The sequence below is a fragment of the Neobacillus niacini genome (genome assembly GCF_036961885.1).
GTDB lineage: Bacteria > Bacillota > Bacilli > Bacillales > Cytobacillaceae > Neobacillus > Neobacillus niacini_H.
Window position 1 is genome coordinate 68504 of the sequence record NZ_JBALNQ010000055.1, and the last position, 19841, is coordinate 88344.

The 19841-nt window shown below is 36.7% G+C and carries 23 protein-coding genes; all 23 read left to right on the forward strand.

Annotated elements, in window-relative coordinates:
- Window positions 1-28 precede the first annotated feature (28 nt).
- Entirely contained in the window at window positions 29-235 is a 207-nt protein-coding gene (locus V7124_RS20705; protein WP_335492993.1) for a hypothetical protein, read from the forward strand.
- Window positions 236-698: 463 nt separating this feature from the next.
- The gene (locus tag V7124_RS20710; protein ID WP_335492995.1) at window positions 699-2177 is read left to right on the forward strand and encodes an FTR1 family iron permease; all 1479 of its coding nucleotides are present in this window, start codon (window positions 699-701) and stop codon (window positions 2175-2177) included.
- Between the two features lie 22 nt (window positions 2178-2199).
- Window positions 2200-2574: a hypothetical protein gene (locus V7124_RS20715; RefSeq protein ID WP_335492997.1), complete on the forward strand. Its 375-nt coding sequence runs from the start codon at window positions 2200-2202 to the stop codon at window positions 2572-2574.
- Window positions 2575-3197: 623 nt separating this feature from the next.
- Entirely contained in the window at window positions 3198-3809 is a 612-nt protein-coding gene (locus tag V7124_RS20720; protein WP_335492999.1) for a LysE/ArgO family amino acid transporter, read from the forward strand.
- Window positions 3810-3833: 24 nt separating this feature from the next.
- Complete coding sequence (locus tag V7124_RS20725; RefSeq protein WP_335493001.1) at window positions 3834-4460, forward strand: class I SAM-dependent methyltransferase; 627 nt, start codon at window positions 3834-3836, stop codon at window positions 4458-4460.
- A gap of 59 nt (window positions 4461-4519) precedes the next feature.
- On the forward strand, window positions 4520-5524 hold the full coding sequence (locus V7124_RS20730; protein ID WP_335493003.1) for a serine hydrolase domain-containing protein: 1005 nt from the start codon (window positions 4520-4522) through the stop codon (window positions 5522-5524).
- A 259-nt stretch (window positions 5525-5783) separates the two neighbouring features.
- Window positions 5784-5993 (forward strand): hypothetical protein, encoded by a 210-nt coding sequence (locus V7124_RS20735; RefSeq protein WP_335417823.1) that lies wholly within the window; start codon window positions 5784-5786, stop codon window positions 5991-5993.
- 251 nt (window positions 5994-6244) lie between these two features.
- The gene (gene fabG / locus V7124_RS20740) at window positions 6245-7006 is read left to right on the forward strand and encodes a 3-oxoacyl-ACP reductase FabG (protein ID WP_335493004.1); all 762 of its coding nucleotides are present in this window, start codon (window positions 6245-6247) and stop codon (window positions 7004-7006) included.
- Window positions 7007-7046: 40 nt separating this feature from the next.
- Complete coding sequence (locus V7124_RS20745; protein ID WP_335493006.1) at window positions 7047-7823, forward strand: DeoR/GlpR family DNA-binding transcription regulator; 777 nt, start codon at window positions 7047-7049, stop codon at window positions 7821-7823.
- Between the two features lie 47 nt (window positions 7824-7870).
- The gene (locus V7124_RS20750) at window positions 7871-9133 is read left to right on the forward strand and encodes a class-III pyridoxal-phosphate-dependent aminotransferase (protein ID WP_335417833.1); all 1263 of its coding nucleotides are present in this window, start codon (window positions 7871-7873) and stop codon (window positions 9131-9133) included.
- Between the two features lie 25 nt (window positions 9134-9158).
- Complete coding sequence (locus V7124_RS20755; RefSeq protein WP_335493008.1) at window positions 9159-10172, forward strand: phosphotransferase enzyme family protein; 1014 nt, start codon at window positions 9159-9161, stop codon at window positions 10170-10172.
- A 7-nt stretch (window positions 10173-10179) separates the two neighbouring features.
- Window positions 10180-10575: a hypothetical protein gene (locus V7124_RS20760; RefSeq protein WP_335493010.1), complete on the forward strand. Its 396-nt coding sequence runs from the start codon at window positions 10180-10182 to the stop codon at window positions 10573-10575.
- A gap of 174 nt (window positions 10576-10749) precedes the next feature.
- On the forward strand, window positions 10750-12333 hold the full coding sequence (locus V7124_RS20765; RefSeq protein ID WP_335493012.1) for an aldehyde dehydrogenase family protein: 1584 nt from the start codon (window positions 10750-10752) through the stop codon (window positions 12331-12333).
- A gap of 12 nt (window positions 12334-12345) precedes the next feature.
- Complete coding sequence (locus tag V7124_RS20770; RefSeq protein WP_335493013.1) at window positions 12346-12636, forward strand: BMC domain-containing protein; 291 nt, start codon at window positions 12346-12348, stop codon at window positions 12634-12636.
- A 54-nt stretch (window positions 12637-12690) separates the two neighbouring features.
- Window positions 12691-13350 (forward strand): phosphate propanoyltransferase, encoded by a 660-nt coding sequence (gene pduL, locus V7124_RS20775; protein ID WP_335493016.1) that lies wholly within the window; start codon window positions 12691-12693, stop codon window positions 13348-13350.
- Window positions 13347-14018 carry a hypothetical protein gene (locus V7124_RS20780; RefSeq protein ID WP_335493018.1) on the forward strand — a complete coding sequence of 224 codons (672 nt, stop codon included), beginning with the start codon at window positions 13347-13349 and terminating at the stop codon, window positions 14016-14018. The genes pduL and V7124_RS20780 overlap by 4 nt, the downstream gene beginning before the upstream one ends.
- A 3-nt stretch (window positions 14019-14021) precedes the next feature.
- A complete protein-coding gene (locus V7124_RS20785) occupies window positions 14022-14306 on the forward strand; it encodes a EutN/CcmL family microcompartment protein (protein WP_335493020.1) in 285 nt (94 codons plus the stop codon).
- Window positions 14269-14634 carry a BMC domain-containing protein gene (locus tag V7124_RS20790; protein ID WP_335493022.1) on the forward strand — a complete coding sequence of 122 codons (366 nt, stop codon included), beginning with the start codon at window positions 14269-14271 and terminating at the stop codon, window positions 14632-14634. Before V7124_RS20785 ends, V7124_RS20790 begins: the two co-directional genes overlap by 38 nt.
- Before the next feature lie 26 nt (window positions 14635-14660).
- Complete coding sequence (gene mdh, locus V7124_RS20795; protein WP_335493025.1) at window positions 14661-15596, forward strand: malate dehydrogenase; 936 nt, start codon at window positions 14661-14663, stop codon at window positions 15594-15596.
- 178 nt (window positions 15597-15774) lie between these two features.
- Complete coding sequence (locus V7124_RS20800; RefSeq protein ID WP_335417854.1) at window positions 15775-17376, forward strand: APC family permease; 1602 nt, start codon at window positions 15775-15777, stop codon at window positions 17374-17376.
- Between the two features lie 48 nt (window positions 17377-17424).
- Window positions 17425-18357: a metallophosphoesterase family protein gene (locus tag V7124_RS20805; RefSeq protein ID WP_335417858.1), complete on the forward strand. Its 933-nt coding sequence runs from the start codon at window positions 17425-17427 to the stop codon at window positions 18355-18357.
- A gap of 27 nt (window positions 18358-18384) precedes the next feature.
- Window positions 18385-19284, forward strand: coding sequence for an acetamidase/formamidase family protein (locus tag V7124_RS20810; protein WP_335493027.1), 900 nt, complete (start codon window positions 18385-18387; stop codon window positions 19282-19284).
- A 335-nt stretch (window positions 19285-19619) separates the two neighbouring features.
- Window positions 19620-19841: hypothetical protein (locus V7124_RS20815; protein ID WP_335493029.1), on the forward strand; the 222-nt coding region annotated here is incomplete at its 3' end.

The window sequence follows — 19841 nt, forward strand, 5'->3', positions numbered from 1 at the left end:
TTTGGGGCGATTCGGAGTATTTGACTGTTTGTTCCAAATCTTAGAAAACAGCTATCGTGCATACTACGACCGCAAAGAGGGTCTTGAAATTTTAAAGAAATTATTAAAAACACAACAGGCTGAAGATCCATGTGCCTTAAAAGTTGAAGAAAATGTAGATAATATTAAGAATCAAGAAACAGGTACAGCATATAAAAATTGTATGGGTAGTATGAATGACAATATTATCGATTAGAACTAGTGAAAAGAGCCTCCACATCGGGATTAGCTCTTTTTTTTCTGAAAGATTTCCTTGGCTGCAGCCATAACTGATTGGCTATTTATCTCTCTTAAATTATAACAATAGACAAAATACACATCCAATGTACAAAAGAGTCATGTCCAGGATGCAATAAAGGTAGACAATAATTTAAGAACGGACCATGTTATTTTCATATGTTGAAAAAGGGGTCCATCGGAATAATTTATAGAATGTATGAGCTATCTTGCAGTTGCAGGATAGCTTTTTCTGTTGATAAGAATCCCAAATTCCTAAAGATACACCCGATATCAATTAATAATTGAATGGTCCCTGTAAATAAGATAGAAACTGAAAAAACTAATTGACAATCATTATCAATGAAACTACAATGAAACTACAATGAAACTAGTTGAGATTGATATTCGTTATCAATTAGTTAAATCACAAGGGGGCCCATATGTACAAAAATCTATTACTCAAATTATCTATCTTTCTATTAATTTTGGGATTTGGCGTACATAATTCAGTTTTTGCCGCTGAGAATTCTATTGAGGATCTAAAGAAGGCAGAGTTATCAATTGATCAAGCCATTGAATATACCTCGAAAGGAGATCTTGAAGAAGCACAAAAGGCTTATGAGAAGTTTAATAAAACCTGGAGAGAAGTTGAAGAAGGAATAAAATCTGATTCAGCTACGGCCTATCGAGACATTGAATCAAATATGGGCCAGGTTGGCTATGCCTTTACTATTAATAAACAGGATCAAGTTTTACAAGCCTTAAATGGGTTAAAGGCAGTTAATCAAAAATTTGCAAGCGGCGGGTACCCAAAAGAAGCAGGTTTTAAGATAGAAGACAATTCCTTGGATGATTTTATTTTACTTCTTCAAGAAACAAAAAGGGAAACTAAAGAGCAAAATCAATCTGAGGCACTAGAAGGTATTAAAAATGTAAGCAGCAGCTGGTTAAGTGTAGAAGGGGTTGTGGTTGCACAGTCTGCCTCAGTTTACAGTGATTCTGAAAGAGACTTAGTAACAATTCAAGCTATGCTAGGAGCTAATCCACCTAATTATAAAGATGCTGAAAAGACAATTGATAAAATGATTAAATATCTTACCCCTTTAGCTGAAAAATCTAGCTATACTTATTGGGATGCCGCGATGATCCTTATCCGTGAAGGATTAGAGGCATTGCTTGTAGTAATTGCTCTCATGTCCTTCGTGAAAAAATCAGGAGATGGAAAGGGGAAAGGCTGGATTTGGACTGGAGTATTAACGGGTTTAAGCGTTAGTGTGGTTCTTGCCCTCATTGTGAAATTTGTGATTTCATCTGGAGCATTTGGTGATAATAATGCTCTTATCGCTGGATGGACAGGTGTTTTTGCAGCAGTCATGCTACTTTATATGAGCTATTGGCTTCATAGTCAATCCACCATTGCTGATTGGAATCGATATATTCGTGAAAAAAGTCAAACAGCGTTATCAACAGGTAAACTTGTTTCGTTAGGGGTTCTTTCTTTTCTTGCGGTTTTCCGAGAAGGAACAGAAACAGTATTGTTTTATATTGGTATGGCTAGCCAAATAAAAATTCAGTCCTTATTAATTGGTTTTCTAATCGGGGCAGCTATACTTGGAATTTTAGCCTATCTGATGGTATTTGTAGGTTTAAAATTGCCACTTCGTCCATTCTTTTTGGTGTCTAGTATAATCGTATTTTATCTTTGTATTAAGTTTACGGGAATGGGTATTCACAGCCTTCAGTTGGCAGGACTAGTTCAAACGACGAATTCACAAAGTATCCCAAGCATTGAATTTTTTGCAATTTATCCATCATGGGAAAGTACAATTCCACAAGTTATTCTCGTTCTCGGTGCGGCTATTGTCTTTTTATCGAAGGATATCAAAAGTAAAAAGATTATTACAGCAAATAATAACTAAATTAGAAAGTAGGTATATGGATATGAAAAAGTTTACATCACTTGTTTTAGCAATTGGTTTAGGAAGTGCATTAGTATTAGCAGGTTGTAATTCATCTGATAATAAGGTTTCTGATGGTGTAAATGAAATGTTGGAAACAACTGAACAATTATCAAAAGCAATTGACAGTGGAGACCAAGCAAAAGTAAAAGATCTTGGCCCAAAATTAGAAAATCAATGGTCATCTTTTGAGGATGAAGTAAAAAAAGAGGACAAAGATCTTTACGAAAAAGTTGAAAAATACTTAGACCCAACCATTGCTGGTTCAGAAGCAGCGACTCTTGATAATGAGGCATTGGGAACTTTAAACAATCAACTAAGTGATGCATTAAAGGAATTACAAAATAAATCAAAATAATGAATAAAAAACACCAACTTCATTTCAAAGTTGGTGTTTTTTATTTGGGGAGACCAATTTAAACAAATTCAATTAATCGTAAATAATTCTCAATCCTTGCTCTTCTAGCCAATCCAACTTTCTTGCTGGCTCGAAAAGTCCCAATCAAAAAATACACTAATTTTGTATGTAAGGTAATGTTATTACAAATTCACCCGATACGGCACATCCTTGTTAATGAGGCTAGTAAGGCATTGAGTCATATTTTTGAACAATTCTATAAAAATCCCATTTAACTGATCATACTATATTAGAGATTAGTTTATTTTGGTGAAATTCCCCCAAATTGGAGAGGGCATTACCCCCTTATTAATTTTGTAATGAAATACATCTGAAAAATACAAACAATTTAATCCCAACCGCCGAGGTGACAGTTAAAAATCTTCACCGTGATGAAATCTTAAGCGGTGATGACCCCTGGTACATATAGGATTAGGCATTTTTTTATTATATCAAAATTAAGGTTAAGAAGGATTAACGCATATTTTAATTGAAGTTATTGTACTAACGCATTTTAATTGAATAAAATACCTAGTATATTACAATTAATATTTATAATAGCTAGAAAGGATTGTAGACATCAAATGATAAGTGCGATGATTCATGGTTTTATTTTGGCTTTTGGACTTATTCTTCCATTAGGCGTTCAAAATGTTTTTGTTTTCAATCAAGGTGCAACTCAACCAAAATTTAGAAGAGCCCTTCCAGTTATTTTTACAGCATCGCTTTGTGATACACTCCTTATCTCTTTAGCCATTTTGGGTATATCAGTCATTGTTCTAAGTGTTTACTGGATAAAGGTGGTTCTATTAACGGTTGGAATTATTTTTTTAGCATATATGGGCTATGTTACTTGGAAAAGTAAGCCAAAAACAAATTTTTCGGAGGATAAGGCACTTACTCCAAAAAAGCAAATTGCTTTTGCTGCTTCGGTCTCCTTGTTAAATCCCCACGCCATTATGGATACGATTGGAGTAATAGGAACAAGTTCAATTTCATACATAGGGATAGAAAAAATGGGATTTACGTTAGCCTGTATTATCACATCCTGGATATGGTTTTTTTCTCTCGCATTAGCTGGAAGACAAGTTGGAAGGTTAAACAACTCAGGAGGATTTATTGCCATTTTAAATAAGGTATCGGCTCTAATTATGTGGGGAACAGCGATCTATTTATTCATTTCATTAATTAAATAATAGATATATCTTAAGGAGGTATCGATGGTTTTCTTAAAAAAAACTAGAGAAATTATTGATCATCAGAATAAAACGCCAAAAGGAATAATAGGGGCATTTATTGGTGAAAAAATGGTAAGGCAACACAAGACTGAAACAAAATGGTCATTAGAGCTAATGAACATCCAACAAGGTGACAGGATTTTAGAGTTGGGGTGTGGGGCAGGGTATGCACTGAAATTAATTTCAGAAAAGAGTTTAGCCGAAGAAATAGTCGGTTTGGACATTTCACCCACAATAATTCGATCAGCAAGAATTAGAAACAAAAAGGCAATTAACCAAAAGAGAGCAAAACTAGTGCAAGCAAATCTCAATAAATTGCCCTTTCAAAATGAAGATTTTAACACGGTCTTCAGTATTCAAACTATTTATTTTTGGAATGATATAGCTGCGACACTATCAGAAATCTTTAGGGTTCTAAAGCCAGAAGGAGTTGTAATCCTTACTTTTTCTGACGGGAAAGAAGATGAAACATGGGAAGGTATAAAAGGTATTACTGAAAATCAAGTAATTCCCTATATGAAGAATACAGGATTTAGGGACGTTTCATTATTCAGAGGTCCAGATTCAAGAGGGTATCATACCGTTGCGGTTAAAGGAACGAAGAAATAAATGAACCTTTCTGTCCTCTTTGTTCCAGGTTTTTAAATTGGAAATAAGGAGAAACTAAATTGGAGAAACTTGAAAAACTAATTTCTTGGGTCGATGATATAAAAGAAAAGAATAAGAGTAGTGCTTCATCATTATATATTCTAAAAGATAACCAAGTAATACTTGAACACTATAATGGTCATCATTCAAATTCTAATGATGGAACTCCAATTACTTCATCTTCTCAATACAATGTTGCTTCTGCAAGAAAAAGCTATCTTGGTTTAGCAATTGCTTTTGCTCTTTATGAAAGGAAAATCAAAAGCCTTGATGACAATGCAGGTGATTATTTTGAAGAAATAGATAAACAATTACTTGGAAAAACAACCATTCGCCATTTAGTAACTCATTCACACGGTTTACACAAAAAAGAGGATGGTACTATTTTTAGAGAGTTTGAACCAGGTCGAGGTTGGGCTTATAGAGGAATAAATGTATTAATGATGACCCGTTTAGTTAATAGACTTTTTAATAAGAGTTTTCCAGAATTTTTAGTAGAAAGAGTTTTTTTACCTATGGGTTTAAAGGAAACTGCTTGGCAGACGAAGGAAAATGAGGCGTTAGTAAAAGAAATTATTAATCCAGATGGGGAGGGAACATATAAATTGGGCCGTTTTAATGATGGAACTGAGTCAAATCTTCATACGACGGCACGAGAGTTTGCACAATGGGGAAGTCTCCATTTAAACAAAGGTGTTATGAATGGGAAACAAATTGTTCCAAAAGAAGTGATAGAAATGGCAACACAAATTCAAAGCCCGATTTATAAAGATAATAAACTTCCACTTAATGGCTTATTTTGGTATGTACAAGGTACTCCTGCTGTTCACAGTGAGATTGGAGAGAGAGTTCCAGTAGGCTCTTATCAAATTCTAGGAATAACGGGACCAACGCTTCTAGTGATTCCTGAATACAATGTTGTTGTAGCTAAAATGTATAACAAGCGATACAACTATGGTGGGGACAATTACCTTTACTATTTAAGAGAATTTAGTAATTTAGTGGCTGATACTTTTCGAAAGTAAGAATGTAGTTAAACCTACACGAATGGATGCGATGGTTCATTCATTAGTAAGACATTAACTGGGCTTGTTTGCCTAAATCATTTAGGAGCTTGAATAAGTACTGGATCCTAGAGGGAGCAAATACATTTTATTCAATTGGTTTAATTGCGGGTAAGCTCATGCTATAATAAGAAACTTAGGATAATGACGATTTTTACTCGGAATGGAACGGATGCCTCGACAAGCCTCCGCTAGCAATAAAAGATGGGGGTGTTAGAAAATGAATAAACGATGGACGATTGGTAAAATTAATGAATTTGTTGAGAAAAATTCAGAAAGTAAATTGTTAACGACAGAATATCACGGTTTTTCTCAAAAGTTACTATTCAAATGTGCGTGTGGCAGCAATTTTGAAAAAACCTTTACGAAGTTTAAAAACAATAACCAACGGAAATGTGACGTGTGCGAACCGCCAAAAGCGTCACGCTAAAAAACATGAAGTGTCAGGAACCATCCATTCTATTGGAAGGTGCCTGGCACTTTTTTTGATTTCAGATAAAAGCGCCGGTTTTTTATTTTTTGTATATATTGTCCGAATATTAAATAAACAGTAAACATACATATACTATCAAAAGAATCCACAGAAATAAACAAAACTTCAATATAAAACAATCTGAATTCCTGAAGCTTTTTGTGGTTTTTCAAGATACTTTGACTTTTTAATAAAAAGGAGATGTTGAAATGAGTCATTCTGTACAAGGTAAATCTGTCCTCATTACTGGAGGCAGTAAGGGAATTGGAAAAGGGATTGCCCGTGTATTTGCAAATCAAGGAGCCAATGTTGCGGTTATTGCTCGTAATCTTTCAGATGCCAAAGCATGTGCAGCAGAACTTAATGAGGCGGGTGATGGGAAGGTACGAGCATTTCAAGGAGACGTTACGGATCGTACTTCCATGCAGAATGTAGCAAAAGAAGTATTTGAGAATTTTGGAAGTATTGATGTTTTATGTGCAAATGCTGGTATTTTTCCATCAGCTAAACTTGAAGATATGACAAATGATGATTGGGATACGGTCTTAAATACAAATGCAAAGGGGACATTTCATGCCGTACAGGCTTGTTTGCCATACTTGAAAAGTGCCGAAAATGGCCGGATAGTAATCACTTCCTCCATAACGGGTCCTGTTACAGGCTATCCTGGATGGTCCCATTACGCTGCAAGTAAGGCAGCACAGCTAGGTTTCATGAGAACGGCCGCATTAGAATTAGCTGCCAATAATATAACCGTCAATTCTGTAATGCCTGGAAATATCATTACAGAGGGATTAGAAGGTATGGGTCAAGAGTATTTGGAGGAAATGGCTTTGAAGATACCAATGAAGAAACTAGGAACAGTCGAAGATATTGGTTATGCTGCATTATTTCTTGCATCTAAAGAAGCAGGATTTATTACGGGTCAAACAATCATTGTCGATGGTGGACAAATCCTACCTGAAAATTAATACGCATTTCAATTCCTTGTTATAGTAGGTGAACCAAACTATGTCATTATCCTTTGAGGAAAGAAAAATAACAATAATAGAAGCATTAGATAGGGAAGAGAAGGTACAGGTACGTGAATTAGCCTCTCACTTACAAGTGTCCGATGAAACGATACGACGTGATTTGGATCGATTAGAAAAAGAAGGAATCCTTAAAAAAGTATACGGTGGTGCTGTCAAAACCAAAATCCATAGTTGGGAGCTCCCATTTGATGAAAAAACAACGATAAATCGCTTGGAAAAGAGGGCAATCTGTAAGGCGGCTGCAAGTCTAGTAGAAAATGGTGACATTATCATGATTGGGAATGGAACCACTCCTTTAGATATCGTTCGATATTTAGAAGATAAAGAAGATGTCACTATCATTACCCACTCTATCCCTGTCATGCTCCTTGCGATGGAGGTATTTAGGGGAAGGGTGATTTTTACAGGCGGAGAATTTGAAAGAAATCAGAAGTATACAAGTGGTCCACTTACAAATGTAATGCTTGATATGTTAAAAGCGAACAAAGCATTTATATCAGCGGGTGGAATTTCGATTACTAGTGGCATCACCGATTATGATATTAGTGGATCAAGTATTTCGAGAAAGATGATTGAAAGAGCGGAAGATGTCATCATACTAGCTGATTATTCGAAATTTGGAAATACCACATTTGCACATATGTGTTCATTAGAGCGCGCTTCAATGGTGATTACCGATAAAAGTTGTCCACAGGAGTGGAAAAAAGTATTATCTGATAAACAAATTGAACTTGTGATTGCGTCAGAACATTAGACTCAAAAAAATTTCCAAATTTAGTTTTAATAAGTGAGGCGAAGAAGATGTTGAAACATAGTAAAAAGGAATCTGTTCTTTCCCAATCAATCAACTGGTGGAATCCAGGAAAAACAAAACAATGGCAAGAAGATGGTATTGATTTAGTAATGGGAAAAAGGGAAGGGTATTATTTCTACGATATGGATGGTAAAAGGTTAATGGATGTCCATTTAAATGGAGGAACCTATAATCTTGGCCATCGAAATCAAGAGATTATAGCCACCTTAAAAGAGGCGTTAAATGAATTCGATATCGGAAATCATCATTTTCCATCCATTACACGTGCACAGCTTGCTGAAGAATTATATAAATGTACCCCAGATAGCTTACATTATTCAATCTTTTCAGCTGGGGGAAGTGAGGCAATTGATGTAGCGCTAAAATGTGCTCGCTATGCAACAAAACGAAAAAAAATCGTTTCGATATTGTATGGGTATCATGGCCATTCAGGCTTAGCAGTATCACTTGGGAATGAGAGGTATTCTCGGCCATTCTTAAGTGAGGGAGATCCTTCAGAGTTCGTACATGTCCCCTTTAACGATATAGATGCAATGGAACTGGCCCTTATTCAGGAGGATGTTGCGTGTGTCATTATCGAAACCATTCCTGCTACATATGGTTTTCCTTTGCCAGAAAGGGGATATCTAGCAGCGGTAAAAGGATTATGTGAAAGATATGGCACCTTGTATATTGCGGATGAGGTACAAACAGGTTTATTGCGGACAGGAAAATTATGGGGAATAGAACATTATGGAGTGAAACCTGATATATTGGTGACTTCAAAAGGATTTGGTGGGGGGATTTACCCGATTGCTGCAACAGTTGTGAACAAAGAGGCCGGAAACTGGATGAATGAGGATGGGTTCGCCCATATCTCAACCTTTGGTGGGTCAGAGTTAGGGTGTATTGTAGCCATGAAGGTATTAGAGATCACCCAAAGAAAAGAAGTAAAACAAAATGTTGAGTTTGTTTCTCGCTATTTACGGAATGGGCTTGAAACTATTAAAAATCAATATCCTGACTTTTTTGTAGGCATTCGGCAATCAGGTGTTGTGATGGGGCTAGAATTTAGTCATCCAAAAGGGGCAATTTATGTCATGCAGTCTTTATACAAGAATGGAGTTTGGGCCATTTACTCGATGCTGGATAATAAAGTCCTCCAGTTCAAACCAGGATTGTTATGTAATAAAGAGTATTGTGATGATTTACTTTCCCGTTGTGAACTAAGTATTAAACAAGCTGCACAACAAGCTTTTAGTTATGCCTAATCCATGATGGAAGGGAGCCGTGTCCATGGACCATTCTGCTACAGACCCTTTACAAAATTCGTTAAACAAGTTCTTAATAATAGCAAATCAAGCTGTTAACGAGTACCCTTTTTTGACTAATTCTACTATTAAACTCTTAAATTACTCAGAAAATGCTACGTATCTAGTAAAAGACAATTCAACAAGTGAAAAGTATATTTTGCGAGTCGGGCGTCCGGGATATCATTCGAAAACAGAAGTTCAAAGTGAACTGGAATGGTTAATCTCTATTGATCAAGATTCATCGATCAATGTGTCATTACCAATAGCCGGAGGTAATGTTGAATATGTTCAAGAGGTTGTCCATGAAAATAAAACTTATTATTGTACGTTATTTTCGTTTTTAGAAGGAAGTGCGCCTGACGAGGAGAATGAAGGTGAGCTGATTAAAGAGTTTGAAACGCTAGGTGAAGTTACGGCTCAACTTCACGAACATTCAATACGTAATAGGAAAAATCTAGCACACATTACAAGACTGACTTGGGATTATGAATCAATTCTAGGACACTCTCCAAAATGGGGACGCTGGGAAAATGGACTCGGGATAACACCTGAAAAGAAAGAATTGTTTCAACAGGTATCCAAAAAAATTAAAAAGCGACTTGAAGCTTTCGGTAAAGCTCCAGATCGATATGGTTTAATCCATTCCGACCTCCGACTTGCAAATTTACTTGTTGAGGGGAACCGAATCAAAGTAATCGATTTTGATGATTGTGGATTTGGTTGGTACCTATATGATTTTGCAACTTCAGTAAGTTTTATTGAACACAAGCCATATGTTCCTCACTTAATAAGCGCCTGGATTACTGGTTATCGAAAGGTTCGCCATTTAACAGAGGATGAAGTGAATGAAATCCCGACATTTATCATGATGCGTAGATTGCAATTAATTGCGTGGGTGGGGAGTCGGGATAACGAAACCACAAGAGAACTGGGTAGTCATTTTTCAGAGGAAACAGTCGAAATAGCTAAGAAGTATTTAACATACACGAAAATATAGAACACTATTGAAAGCCTTTTCATTATTAAATCTACAAATTGGAGCTGAAAGTATGGATGCGACTTTAGTCGAAAAAATTACTCGACTCGTATTAGCGAATTTAGAAGAGTACACGAATTCCCATACAATAAAAGAGAAATCTATAAACAAACCATACCATCATTTTTTATCAGTTGATGAAAGACCTAGTTATCATCCACTGAGTAAGGCAGAAGTGGATGAGTGGAAGGCAATCTCAACGAAATTAGGAAATCAAATGAATGAGAGAACATCATATGTAAATCCTTTGAATGAAGAAGAGATACAAACATGGCAGCGCATTTCATCAATCATACTTTCCAAAAGCAAAGATAATCTTCATAATACTACTCCAGAAAGGGTTAAATTCTTCCCTCATCATTAATTGTCAAAGACTGTTTTCGTAACGATTGTTGTTAAAGTCTTAAAGCCGACTTTAACGTGGCAATAGTTATTTTTGCGCCTTTGAATTTAGTTTGCCGGCTCTTTTCTTATCGAATTTATGCTATTTTCTGCGAAAACACAGCACAAATATTAATTTTTTCACCTAAAAGCAACAATGTTTAAGAAAAGAGCCTTGTCAAAAGTGAAAGGGGTGATTTATATCGTTGAACTTGACAATGACTTGTTATCCATAAATGAAATGCGAGAGGCCGTAAAACATGCAAATAAGGCACAACAAGAGTTTGAGAGATTTTCACAAGAAAAAGTGGACTACATTATTAAAAGTATGGCTGAAGCAGCATTTGAAGCATCCAACTATTTAGCTCAATTAGCAGTTGAAGAAACAAAAATGGGAATTGTTGAGCATAAAAAAATAAAAAATGAACTGGGTTCACTTGGAATATATGAATCAATCAAAAATGTGAAAACGGTTGGTGTCATTCATACGGATCCAGTAAAAAAGGTAACCGAAATTGCCTATCCATTTGGTGTAATTGCGGGTATTATTCCGACAACAAACCCAACTTCAACCGCAATATTTAAGACACTCATTTCCTTAAAAGCTCGAAACGGGATTGTTGTTAGTCCACATCCTTCCGCGGTATCTTGTACAGTGAAAGCATTGGAAATATGTAGTGAAGCAGCAATGAAAGCGGGGGCTCCTTCTGGATTGATAGGATGGATTACTCGACCTACAATGCCTGCAACAACAGAATTAATGAAACATAAAGATATTCATTTGATTCTAGCAACAGGTGGAGGGGGGCTCGTTCGTGCCGCCTATAGTTCCGGGAAACCTGCATATGGTGTGGGTCCTGGAAATGTGCCTGTCTATATTGATAAATCTGCTCATATCAAGGAAGCAGTAAGAAAGATTGTCGATAGTAAATCATTTGATAATGGTACCATCTGTGCCACTGAACAAGCCATGGTGGTTCACAAAAATGTTAAAGAAATGACAATCAGGGAGTTAAAAAATAATGATTGTTATTTCCTAGATAAAAAGGAAAAGGAAAAACTAGAAAACATCATATCACCAATAAAAGGGAAATTAAATCCAGCAATCGTTGGCCGTTCTGCTGAACATATTGCAGAGATGGCGGGGGTTTCTGTGCCTAAAGGAACAAGGGTGCTAATTGCAGAAGAAAACCTTGTCGGCAAGAATGTTCCATTCTCGATTGAAAAGCTATCCCCGATTTTCGCTTTTTATACGGTAAACGATGTAGAAGAAGCAAAAGAGATGTGTCATTCATTATTGAATATTGGTGGAAGGGGTCATAGTCTCTCCCTTCATACAAGTGATGAAGCAGTCATTCATATGTTTGGGATGGAAATGCCTGTTTCTCGAATCTTGGTGAATACCTTGGCTTCAATTGGTGCTGCAGGAGCAACAACAGGAATTACCCCATCCTTCACATTAGGCTGTGGCTCATATGGTGGAAATATTACGTCAGATAACATTACCGCTCGACATCTACTAAACATCAAACGGATTGCTCATGGGATTAGAGATGTTACTATTCCCAAAACGTCTAAATATCCTTCAAACAATAGACAAGAAATAGAAAAAACAGATCAAATTAAGCAAATCGTCACGAATGTCATAAGAGAAAAAAATATCAACTCAGACGCGATTGACCCAGAATTCGTTTCAAATCTTGTATTAAGCATTGTGAAGCAATATCAAACCAGTAACTAGGAGGAATGAATGATGTTAAGAGAGATAAATGGTGCACTTGGAATGATTGAAACAAGAGGTTTGGTTGCTTCATTAGAGGCTGCAGATGCAATGGTAAAGGCCGCAAATGTTAACTTAGTAGGGAAAGTGCATGTAGGAGGAGGAATTGTGACCGTTCTAGTAACAGGGGATGTTGGAGCCGTGAAAGCAGCAACAGATGCAGGGAGTGCAGCAGCCCAACGTGTGGGTGAGCTCATTTCTGTACACGTTATCCCTCGACCTCATAATGAGTTACAAATCATATTACCTAAAATAGAATCATAAAAAAATAAATTCAGATAGGTAGAAACCTTTCACTATTGAAAGGATGTGTTCTTAATGAATGAGATTAACACAAGACAGATAATCACTAATGTACTAAAACAATTAAATGATAGTACTCAAACTCGTTCGGTGGAAGTACCAATTGGTGTTTCTGCCCGTCACTGCCATTTGTGTGAGAAAGATTTAGATACACTCTTTGGTAAAGGGTATCAACTAACCAAAAGAACAGATTTAAAGCAGCCTGGACAATATGCAGCGAATGAATCGGTATCCATCGTTGGACCACGAGGTAGTATTGAAAATGTAAGAATTCTGGGCCCGGTACGTAAGTTAACCCAGGTCGAAGTAAGTTTCACAGATTCAATGAAATTGGGATTACGCCCACCTGTTAGGGAGTCTGGAAATATTGAAGGATCTTCCCCCGTCACAATCGTTGGGCCAAAAGGAAGTATCTATCTAAAAGAGGGATTAATTCTGGCACAAGCACATATCCATATGCCTCTAGAAATAGCCCGTCAAACAAATATTCAAGATGGTGACTATGTGCAAGTTGAGATTTCTGAATGTATTCGGCCCATTCGATTTGAAAAAGTAAAGATTCGAATCTCAACCAAATACGCTTTGGAAATGCACATTGATACAGACGAAGCAAATGCTGGCCTCATTACGAATGGTCAGTTTGGAAAATTAATTAAAGTGGGTAATTGTAAATGATCCATCAACATGAAATCGAAAAAATTGTACGCGAGGTTCTCCGATTAATTGATTTCGAGAAGCAACATAAAAAGCCAAAGCTTCTCGTGCTTCACCATGAGTCTGAAAAAAGCTTACAGCAGATTGAGAGATTAAAAAGGAATTGGGATATTAAACAAATTCCCTATTCATGTCATGAAATTCCTAGTGACTTTCATCATGCCGTCTTTTTAGAAGTAGGGCAGGATCTTCTAGTGAAGGCTGCCCTTGGGTTAGCTGATTCACCTGAAAGTATCCTTTTTTCAAAGTTAATGTATCGAGACTATCGTATCGATTTTATCCCATGTGACGACTTATCTTGGATAATTGAACCAGAGAAAAATAGTAATAGTGAGAATATGTACGTAAGGAAACTATTACAATATAAATTTCAATTACTTGAATATGGCGTTCACTTTTATCCACTATCTTCCATTAATCCAAATGAAAACATCTCAATTTCAGCTCCATCAGCAACCATTCAGGGTAGCCATACATTTCACGACAAGCTTATTACAAAAGAAATCGTTGAGAAATGGAAGATAAAAAGTATCCACATTCACCCAAAGACAATCATCACGCCTCTTGCAAGGGATATCGCAAAAGAAAAGGGAATTTCAATTAAATTAATGAACCAAAATGAGGGATGATTCATGGTCATTGGTACAGTGATTGGTAACCTATGGGCAACGCGAAAGGAGGAAAACTTGACAGGTCTAAAATTCTTAGTGGTACAGCCTGAACAATTAGAAAAAAACAACCCCCTGCAACCAGCATTTATTGCAGTTGATCGAATTGGAGCAGGGTTAGGCGATCGAGTGATGGTGACAAAAGGTACACCAGCTTCTTATTTTGAGGATGCAAACATTCCAATTGACGCACTAATTATCGGAATAATCGATGCCATTGAAAAAGGAAGAGGTGAGGAAGATTACTAAAGCATTAGGAATGATTGAAACACGGGGATTAGCAACATCCATTGAGGTTGCAGATGCTATGTTAAAAAATGCAAATGTTCAACTTGTCAATCAATCTATGGTTGATGCAGCGCTCGTTACGATAGTAGTAGAGGGTGATGTCAGTGCCGTACAGGCGGCTGTTGAAACAGGTACAAAAATCGCAGAACGAGTCGGTGCACTGATTTCTTATAATGTGATTCCACACCCTGATAGCAGTATTCGATCATTAGTTGAAAAGATAGACAAACAGGTCGAGAAGGATGTTAACGAAGAATTAATAAATGATAAACCTAACAATGCCGAATAAGACTATTAAGGGAGGAGGCTAGTGTCGTGTCCTTCAAGCGAAAAAAATTTGCAGTAATTGGAGCAGGAAATACGGGAACTACAATTGCACTTATGATTGCGCAAAAGGATCTAGGCGACATTGTCCTTCTTGATATTCCTTCCATGCAAAACCCAACAAAAGGAAAGGCATTGGACATCCAAGAAGCGGGTCCAGTTCAAAAATTCACCTCTTCCATAATCGGAAGCAGTCATTTTGAAGACATCGCCAATTCTGACCTTGTGATTGTAACGGCCGGTATTGCACGGAAGCCTGGAATGTCGAGAGATGACCTTGTCACCATAAACGCTAAAATCATTAACGAAGTCTCTGAACAAATTAAGAAGTATGCTCCAAATAGTTATATTTTAGTATTAAGTAACCCGGTTGATGTAATGGCCTATGTGTGCTATCAAACAACTGGTTTTCCAAAAAATAGAGTAATCGGTCAGTCAGGTGTCCTTGATACGGCCAGGTTTAATACATTTGTTGCCCAAGAGTTAAATATTTCAGTGGAAGATGTATCTGGTTTTGTGCTTGGTGGCCATGGGGACACCATGGTTCCTTTAATTAGGTACTCGTATGCAGGTGGAATACCATTGGAAAAAATCCTCCCAGAAGAAAAAATTTCTGCAATTGTGGATCGAACACGTAATGGTGGAGGAGAGGTTGTGAAATTACTGGGGAATGGAAGTGCCTATTATGCACCTGCAGCATCTATTGTTCAAATGATGGATGCAATCGTGAACGATAAAAGACGAATCCTCCCTTCCATTGCTTATTTAGAGGGTGAGTATGGATATGAAGGAATATACCTTGGAGTCCCAACCATTCTAGGAGGAAATGGAATTGAGAGTATTATAGAATTACCACTTACAGAAGAAGAAAAAGTAGCCCTAGACATTTCAGCACAATCCGTGGTCGACCTTTTAAAATTATTATAAAAAGCATATTTTTTTAGTTATTGTTTTTAGAATTTTCAATAAATTCTTCTTCCTTCCTTATTCATATAAAGGAGGTGAATATATCGAAATAAAAAACGTAAAACTTCCTAAGTTGTTCTAGTGATGTAAGTATTCTTGGGTAGTATGAAATAAACCTAAAGGAAAGAATGGTGAGAAAATGTCAAAAACTGGTCTTGCGTTGTTTGAACAGAAATCAACTGGCGGTATTGCACGGCAGATTAGTCCAATTGATACGATGATCTACTCAGCAGCTAATCCAGGTCTTATGTTTGCTCTTGTATATATTATGTGGGCACCATTTTTATATCCTGGGGCACACATGGTATGGGCGATTTTAACAGTAGCACAAATGTTTATTATTGCAGGACTCTATTGGCTAATGTCCGTTGCGATGCCTAGATCTGGAGGTGAATACATTTATATTAGCCGTATTCTTCATCCTTCATTAGGATTAATGGCGAGTTTTATGATAACGTTTACATCTATCTCCTGGACAGGGATTTTGTTAAATTGGATTATTAAATGGTCAATCGTTGAGTTCTTCTATTCAATGGCCGTTATCAAAGGAAATGATCCAACCTGGTTGGGGTATGCCGAATTTTTTAACAGCAACTTTATGCATGCAATCATCGGAACTGCCCTACTATTATTCATCTATTTTATATACTACAAGGGAACAAAGTGGATGGTCCGGCTTGCTTATTTAACGTTAGGGGCAACTCTTTTGGGAGCAGTAGTCTTTATTATTGCAAACCTAATAACAGGGCAAGGAACCTTTGCTGTCAACTTTACGGAACTTACCGGCTTAAATTATGACGACGTTATCAAAATCGCTGCACAAGATGGGTATACGACTGAATTTCTCGTAGGTGCCACGATTATGGCGGGGTCCACTTATATCATCTTGAATACACTAGGTTCAACCTTTGGGGCGAATCTAGCAGGGGAAGTACGTAATGTTCAAAAGTCTCAATTACTAGCATTATTTGGCTCACTTACAATTCTAATGGTCATTTGGGCAGTTTTCTATGGGATGACATATGTGAATTTTGGAGACGTTTGGTCAAACAGCTTATATTATCTATACAATGCAGGACATGAGGCCTATCCATTTGAAGGCTATGATCCGTTTATCACAATCATGATTGGAATTATGACGAAAAGTCCAATTTTTGTGTTCTTAATTGCGATTTGCTTCGCCATTGCAACGTTCGGTTCAGCAGCGGGATTAGGGTTTGGTCCATCAAGAAACTTCGTTGCCTGGTCATTCGATCGACTAATTCCAAAGAAGTTTATGGAACTTAATCCAAAAACAAATTCACCAACCTATGCTTTAAGGACAGTTATTATCGGTGCTTGGGTTTTCCTAATGCTTGATATTTTTATTCCTTCTTGGACGGCAAATATTGCGTACACGATCTTTACCTGGTTCTTGGCTTGGATTTTCTTAGGGATTGCAGGAATATTATTTTCAACTAGGAAGAAAATTTTATTTAATTCTTCACCTCCAATCGTGAAAACGAAGTTCTTAGGTGTTCATTTGATAACCATTTTAGGTTGGTTAACATTAGCAATTAGCATTTCCATTTGTTACTATCTCTTGATTCCATTCTTTAGAGGAGATCTACCATTTACAATGATTGTCGTTTCACTATTGTTAATGTGTATTCCAATCCTTATCTATTTTGTCATGAAGCGTTCGAATGCAAAAAAAGGAATCGATATCGATATCCAATTCCAAGAAATACCTTCTGATTGATATGCTCAGTTTCCATTTTATAAAAAATAAAAGAGTGGGGTGAGGGCAGTGAAAATATTTTACGCTGGAGATATACATGGTGGTGAAACAGCCTTTCGTAAATTTACAAACGCTGGGAAATTTTATCATGCACAATTAATGATATACGGTGGTGATTTTACCGGAAAAATGGTAGTCCCAATCGTTGAAAAATCAGGAGTATTTACGTGTAAATACTATGGATCTAAAGTTAAGGTGAAAAATATCAAAGAACTCCCAGACTTAGAAAGAAATTTACGGGACGCCGGGTTTTATCCGCTTTTGATAACCGAAAATGAGTTAAATCAATTAAACGAACAAGATGCAGAAAGAATTATTATGGAAAAGCAAATTGAGGTTCTGAGGCAATGGGTTGCATTAGCGGATGAAAGATTTAAAGCAGACAATATTCCTTGCATTATGATACCTGGAAGTGTGGATGATTTTTTTATTGATGAAATCCTTAATTCAGGTAGTTTTGTACAAAATGGGGATGGAAGAATCATAGACTATAATGGAATTGAAATCCTCTCAATTGGAGGAGGAAAACCGAGTGTATTTAATTATCCTCGTGAATTTACAGAGGAGGAGCTAGCAGAGAAAATTAATACATTAGCATCACAGGTGAAAGATATGAGTAAGTGTATCTTTAATATCCATATCCCACCATATGATACGGACTTAGACCAAGGAACACAGTATGACAGTGATTTAAAGCCAGTGCTAGATGGTGACTCACTAGCAACAGGTCCTACTGGTAGTAAAGCCGTTCGCGAAGCGATTGAAAAGTATCAACCACTCCTTTCTTTACATGGTCATGTACATGAAAGTCGAGGTGTTGCAACAATTGGACGGACAATTTGTATTAATGCTGGAACGGACTATGACCAAGGTATGTTAAGAGGGGCGTTAATTGATATTAATAGTGATGGAACGGTCTCATACACCCTAACAGCTGGCTAAAAATATACTTCGAAGGAGAATAACGGAATGGAGTTTATATCTAAAGTACATTCAGTCTTAATGATGTCTCCCAAAAATACACCAGTAAAAAAAGTAGAATCAGGTAGTACGGTTGTCTTTGAAACATTGGATTGTTTTAGCAATTTTATCCAGAAGGAAGACCAGCCATTCAGTTCAGTAGGGTGGGATAAAATCAATCCTGCAACAGGACCACTATATATTGAAGATGCTGTAAAGGGAGACACTTTAAAGGTCGAAATACTAGATATTGAGATTGATAGCAAGGGTGTTATGACAACGGCACCAAATTTAGGTGTATTAGGTAATATTGTTACGGGAGAAACAACTAAAATTATTCCAATCCAAGATGGCAAAGCAATCTTTAATGAAAAAATTCATATTCCGATAAAACCAATGATTGGTGTGATCGGGACATCTCCAGCAACAGAGGATATTCCAACCGGGACACCTGGTTCACACGGAGGAAACATGGATTGCAAAAAAATTATTAAAGGTTCAACACTATATCTTCCTGTTAATGTTCCAGGTGCGCTATTATCAATGGGTGACTTACACGCAGTAATGGCAGATGGTGAAATTGTTATTTGCGGTCTTGAAATACCTGGTAAGGTAACGGTTAAAGTAAGTGTGATAAAAAACACCTCCCTACCTTTACCCATGTTGCAAAGTGAAGATAAGGTCATTACCATTGCGTCTGCCGAGACATTAGATGAGGCTGCAAAGTTAGCAACCATTCATATGCATACCTTCATAGTAGAGAATATGGGATTAGAGATTGATGAAGCGGGAATGCTGTTATCGCTTGTGGGGGAACTAAGAATTTGCCAAGTAGTTGATCCGTTAATGACTGCAAGAATGGAATTTCCACAATCGATTGTTGATCAATATGAATATAGGATGCCGTAAGAGAAAAGGGGACTTCTACCCTCACTCTTGGATACCTTTAGATAAAAGATGAAACACTCGCAAATGTTTTATAGTCGGTTCCTAAAATGGATGTTGGTCCAATTGAGTTTAAAAGATAAGAATTGTGATGTAATGGAAGGAAAAAACAGAATAATATACCTTGCAATGGTACTCCATGAGGAATAAAAATGGCTTAAAAAAAATTCGAAAAAACAACATTTCTTACACCTTGTAAGGAATGTTGTTTTTTTGTAAATTCCGTTACTTAAGGAATATTTATCTGTATAATAATGATAAAAAAAGAAAATTATGAAAGTTAAGTTGGAGGTGGTTATATGAAATTAAAAAGTTTCATCGTTTCTTTTGGGGCATTCGTTTTGACGACTACCATCCTTTATTTAATTGGCTATATATTCACTATCCCTTTGTTCATGTTTCAATATGAATATACAAATAATGTAAATGGATATTTTATTTCAATTGGTTCATTGGTTCCGATTCTGATTGGCTTGGTGATAAGTTTTATTTCTGAAAAAATTTATTTATACAAACGTCGA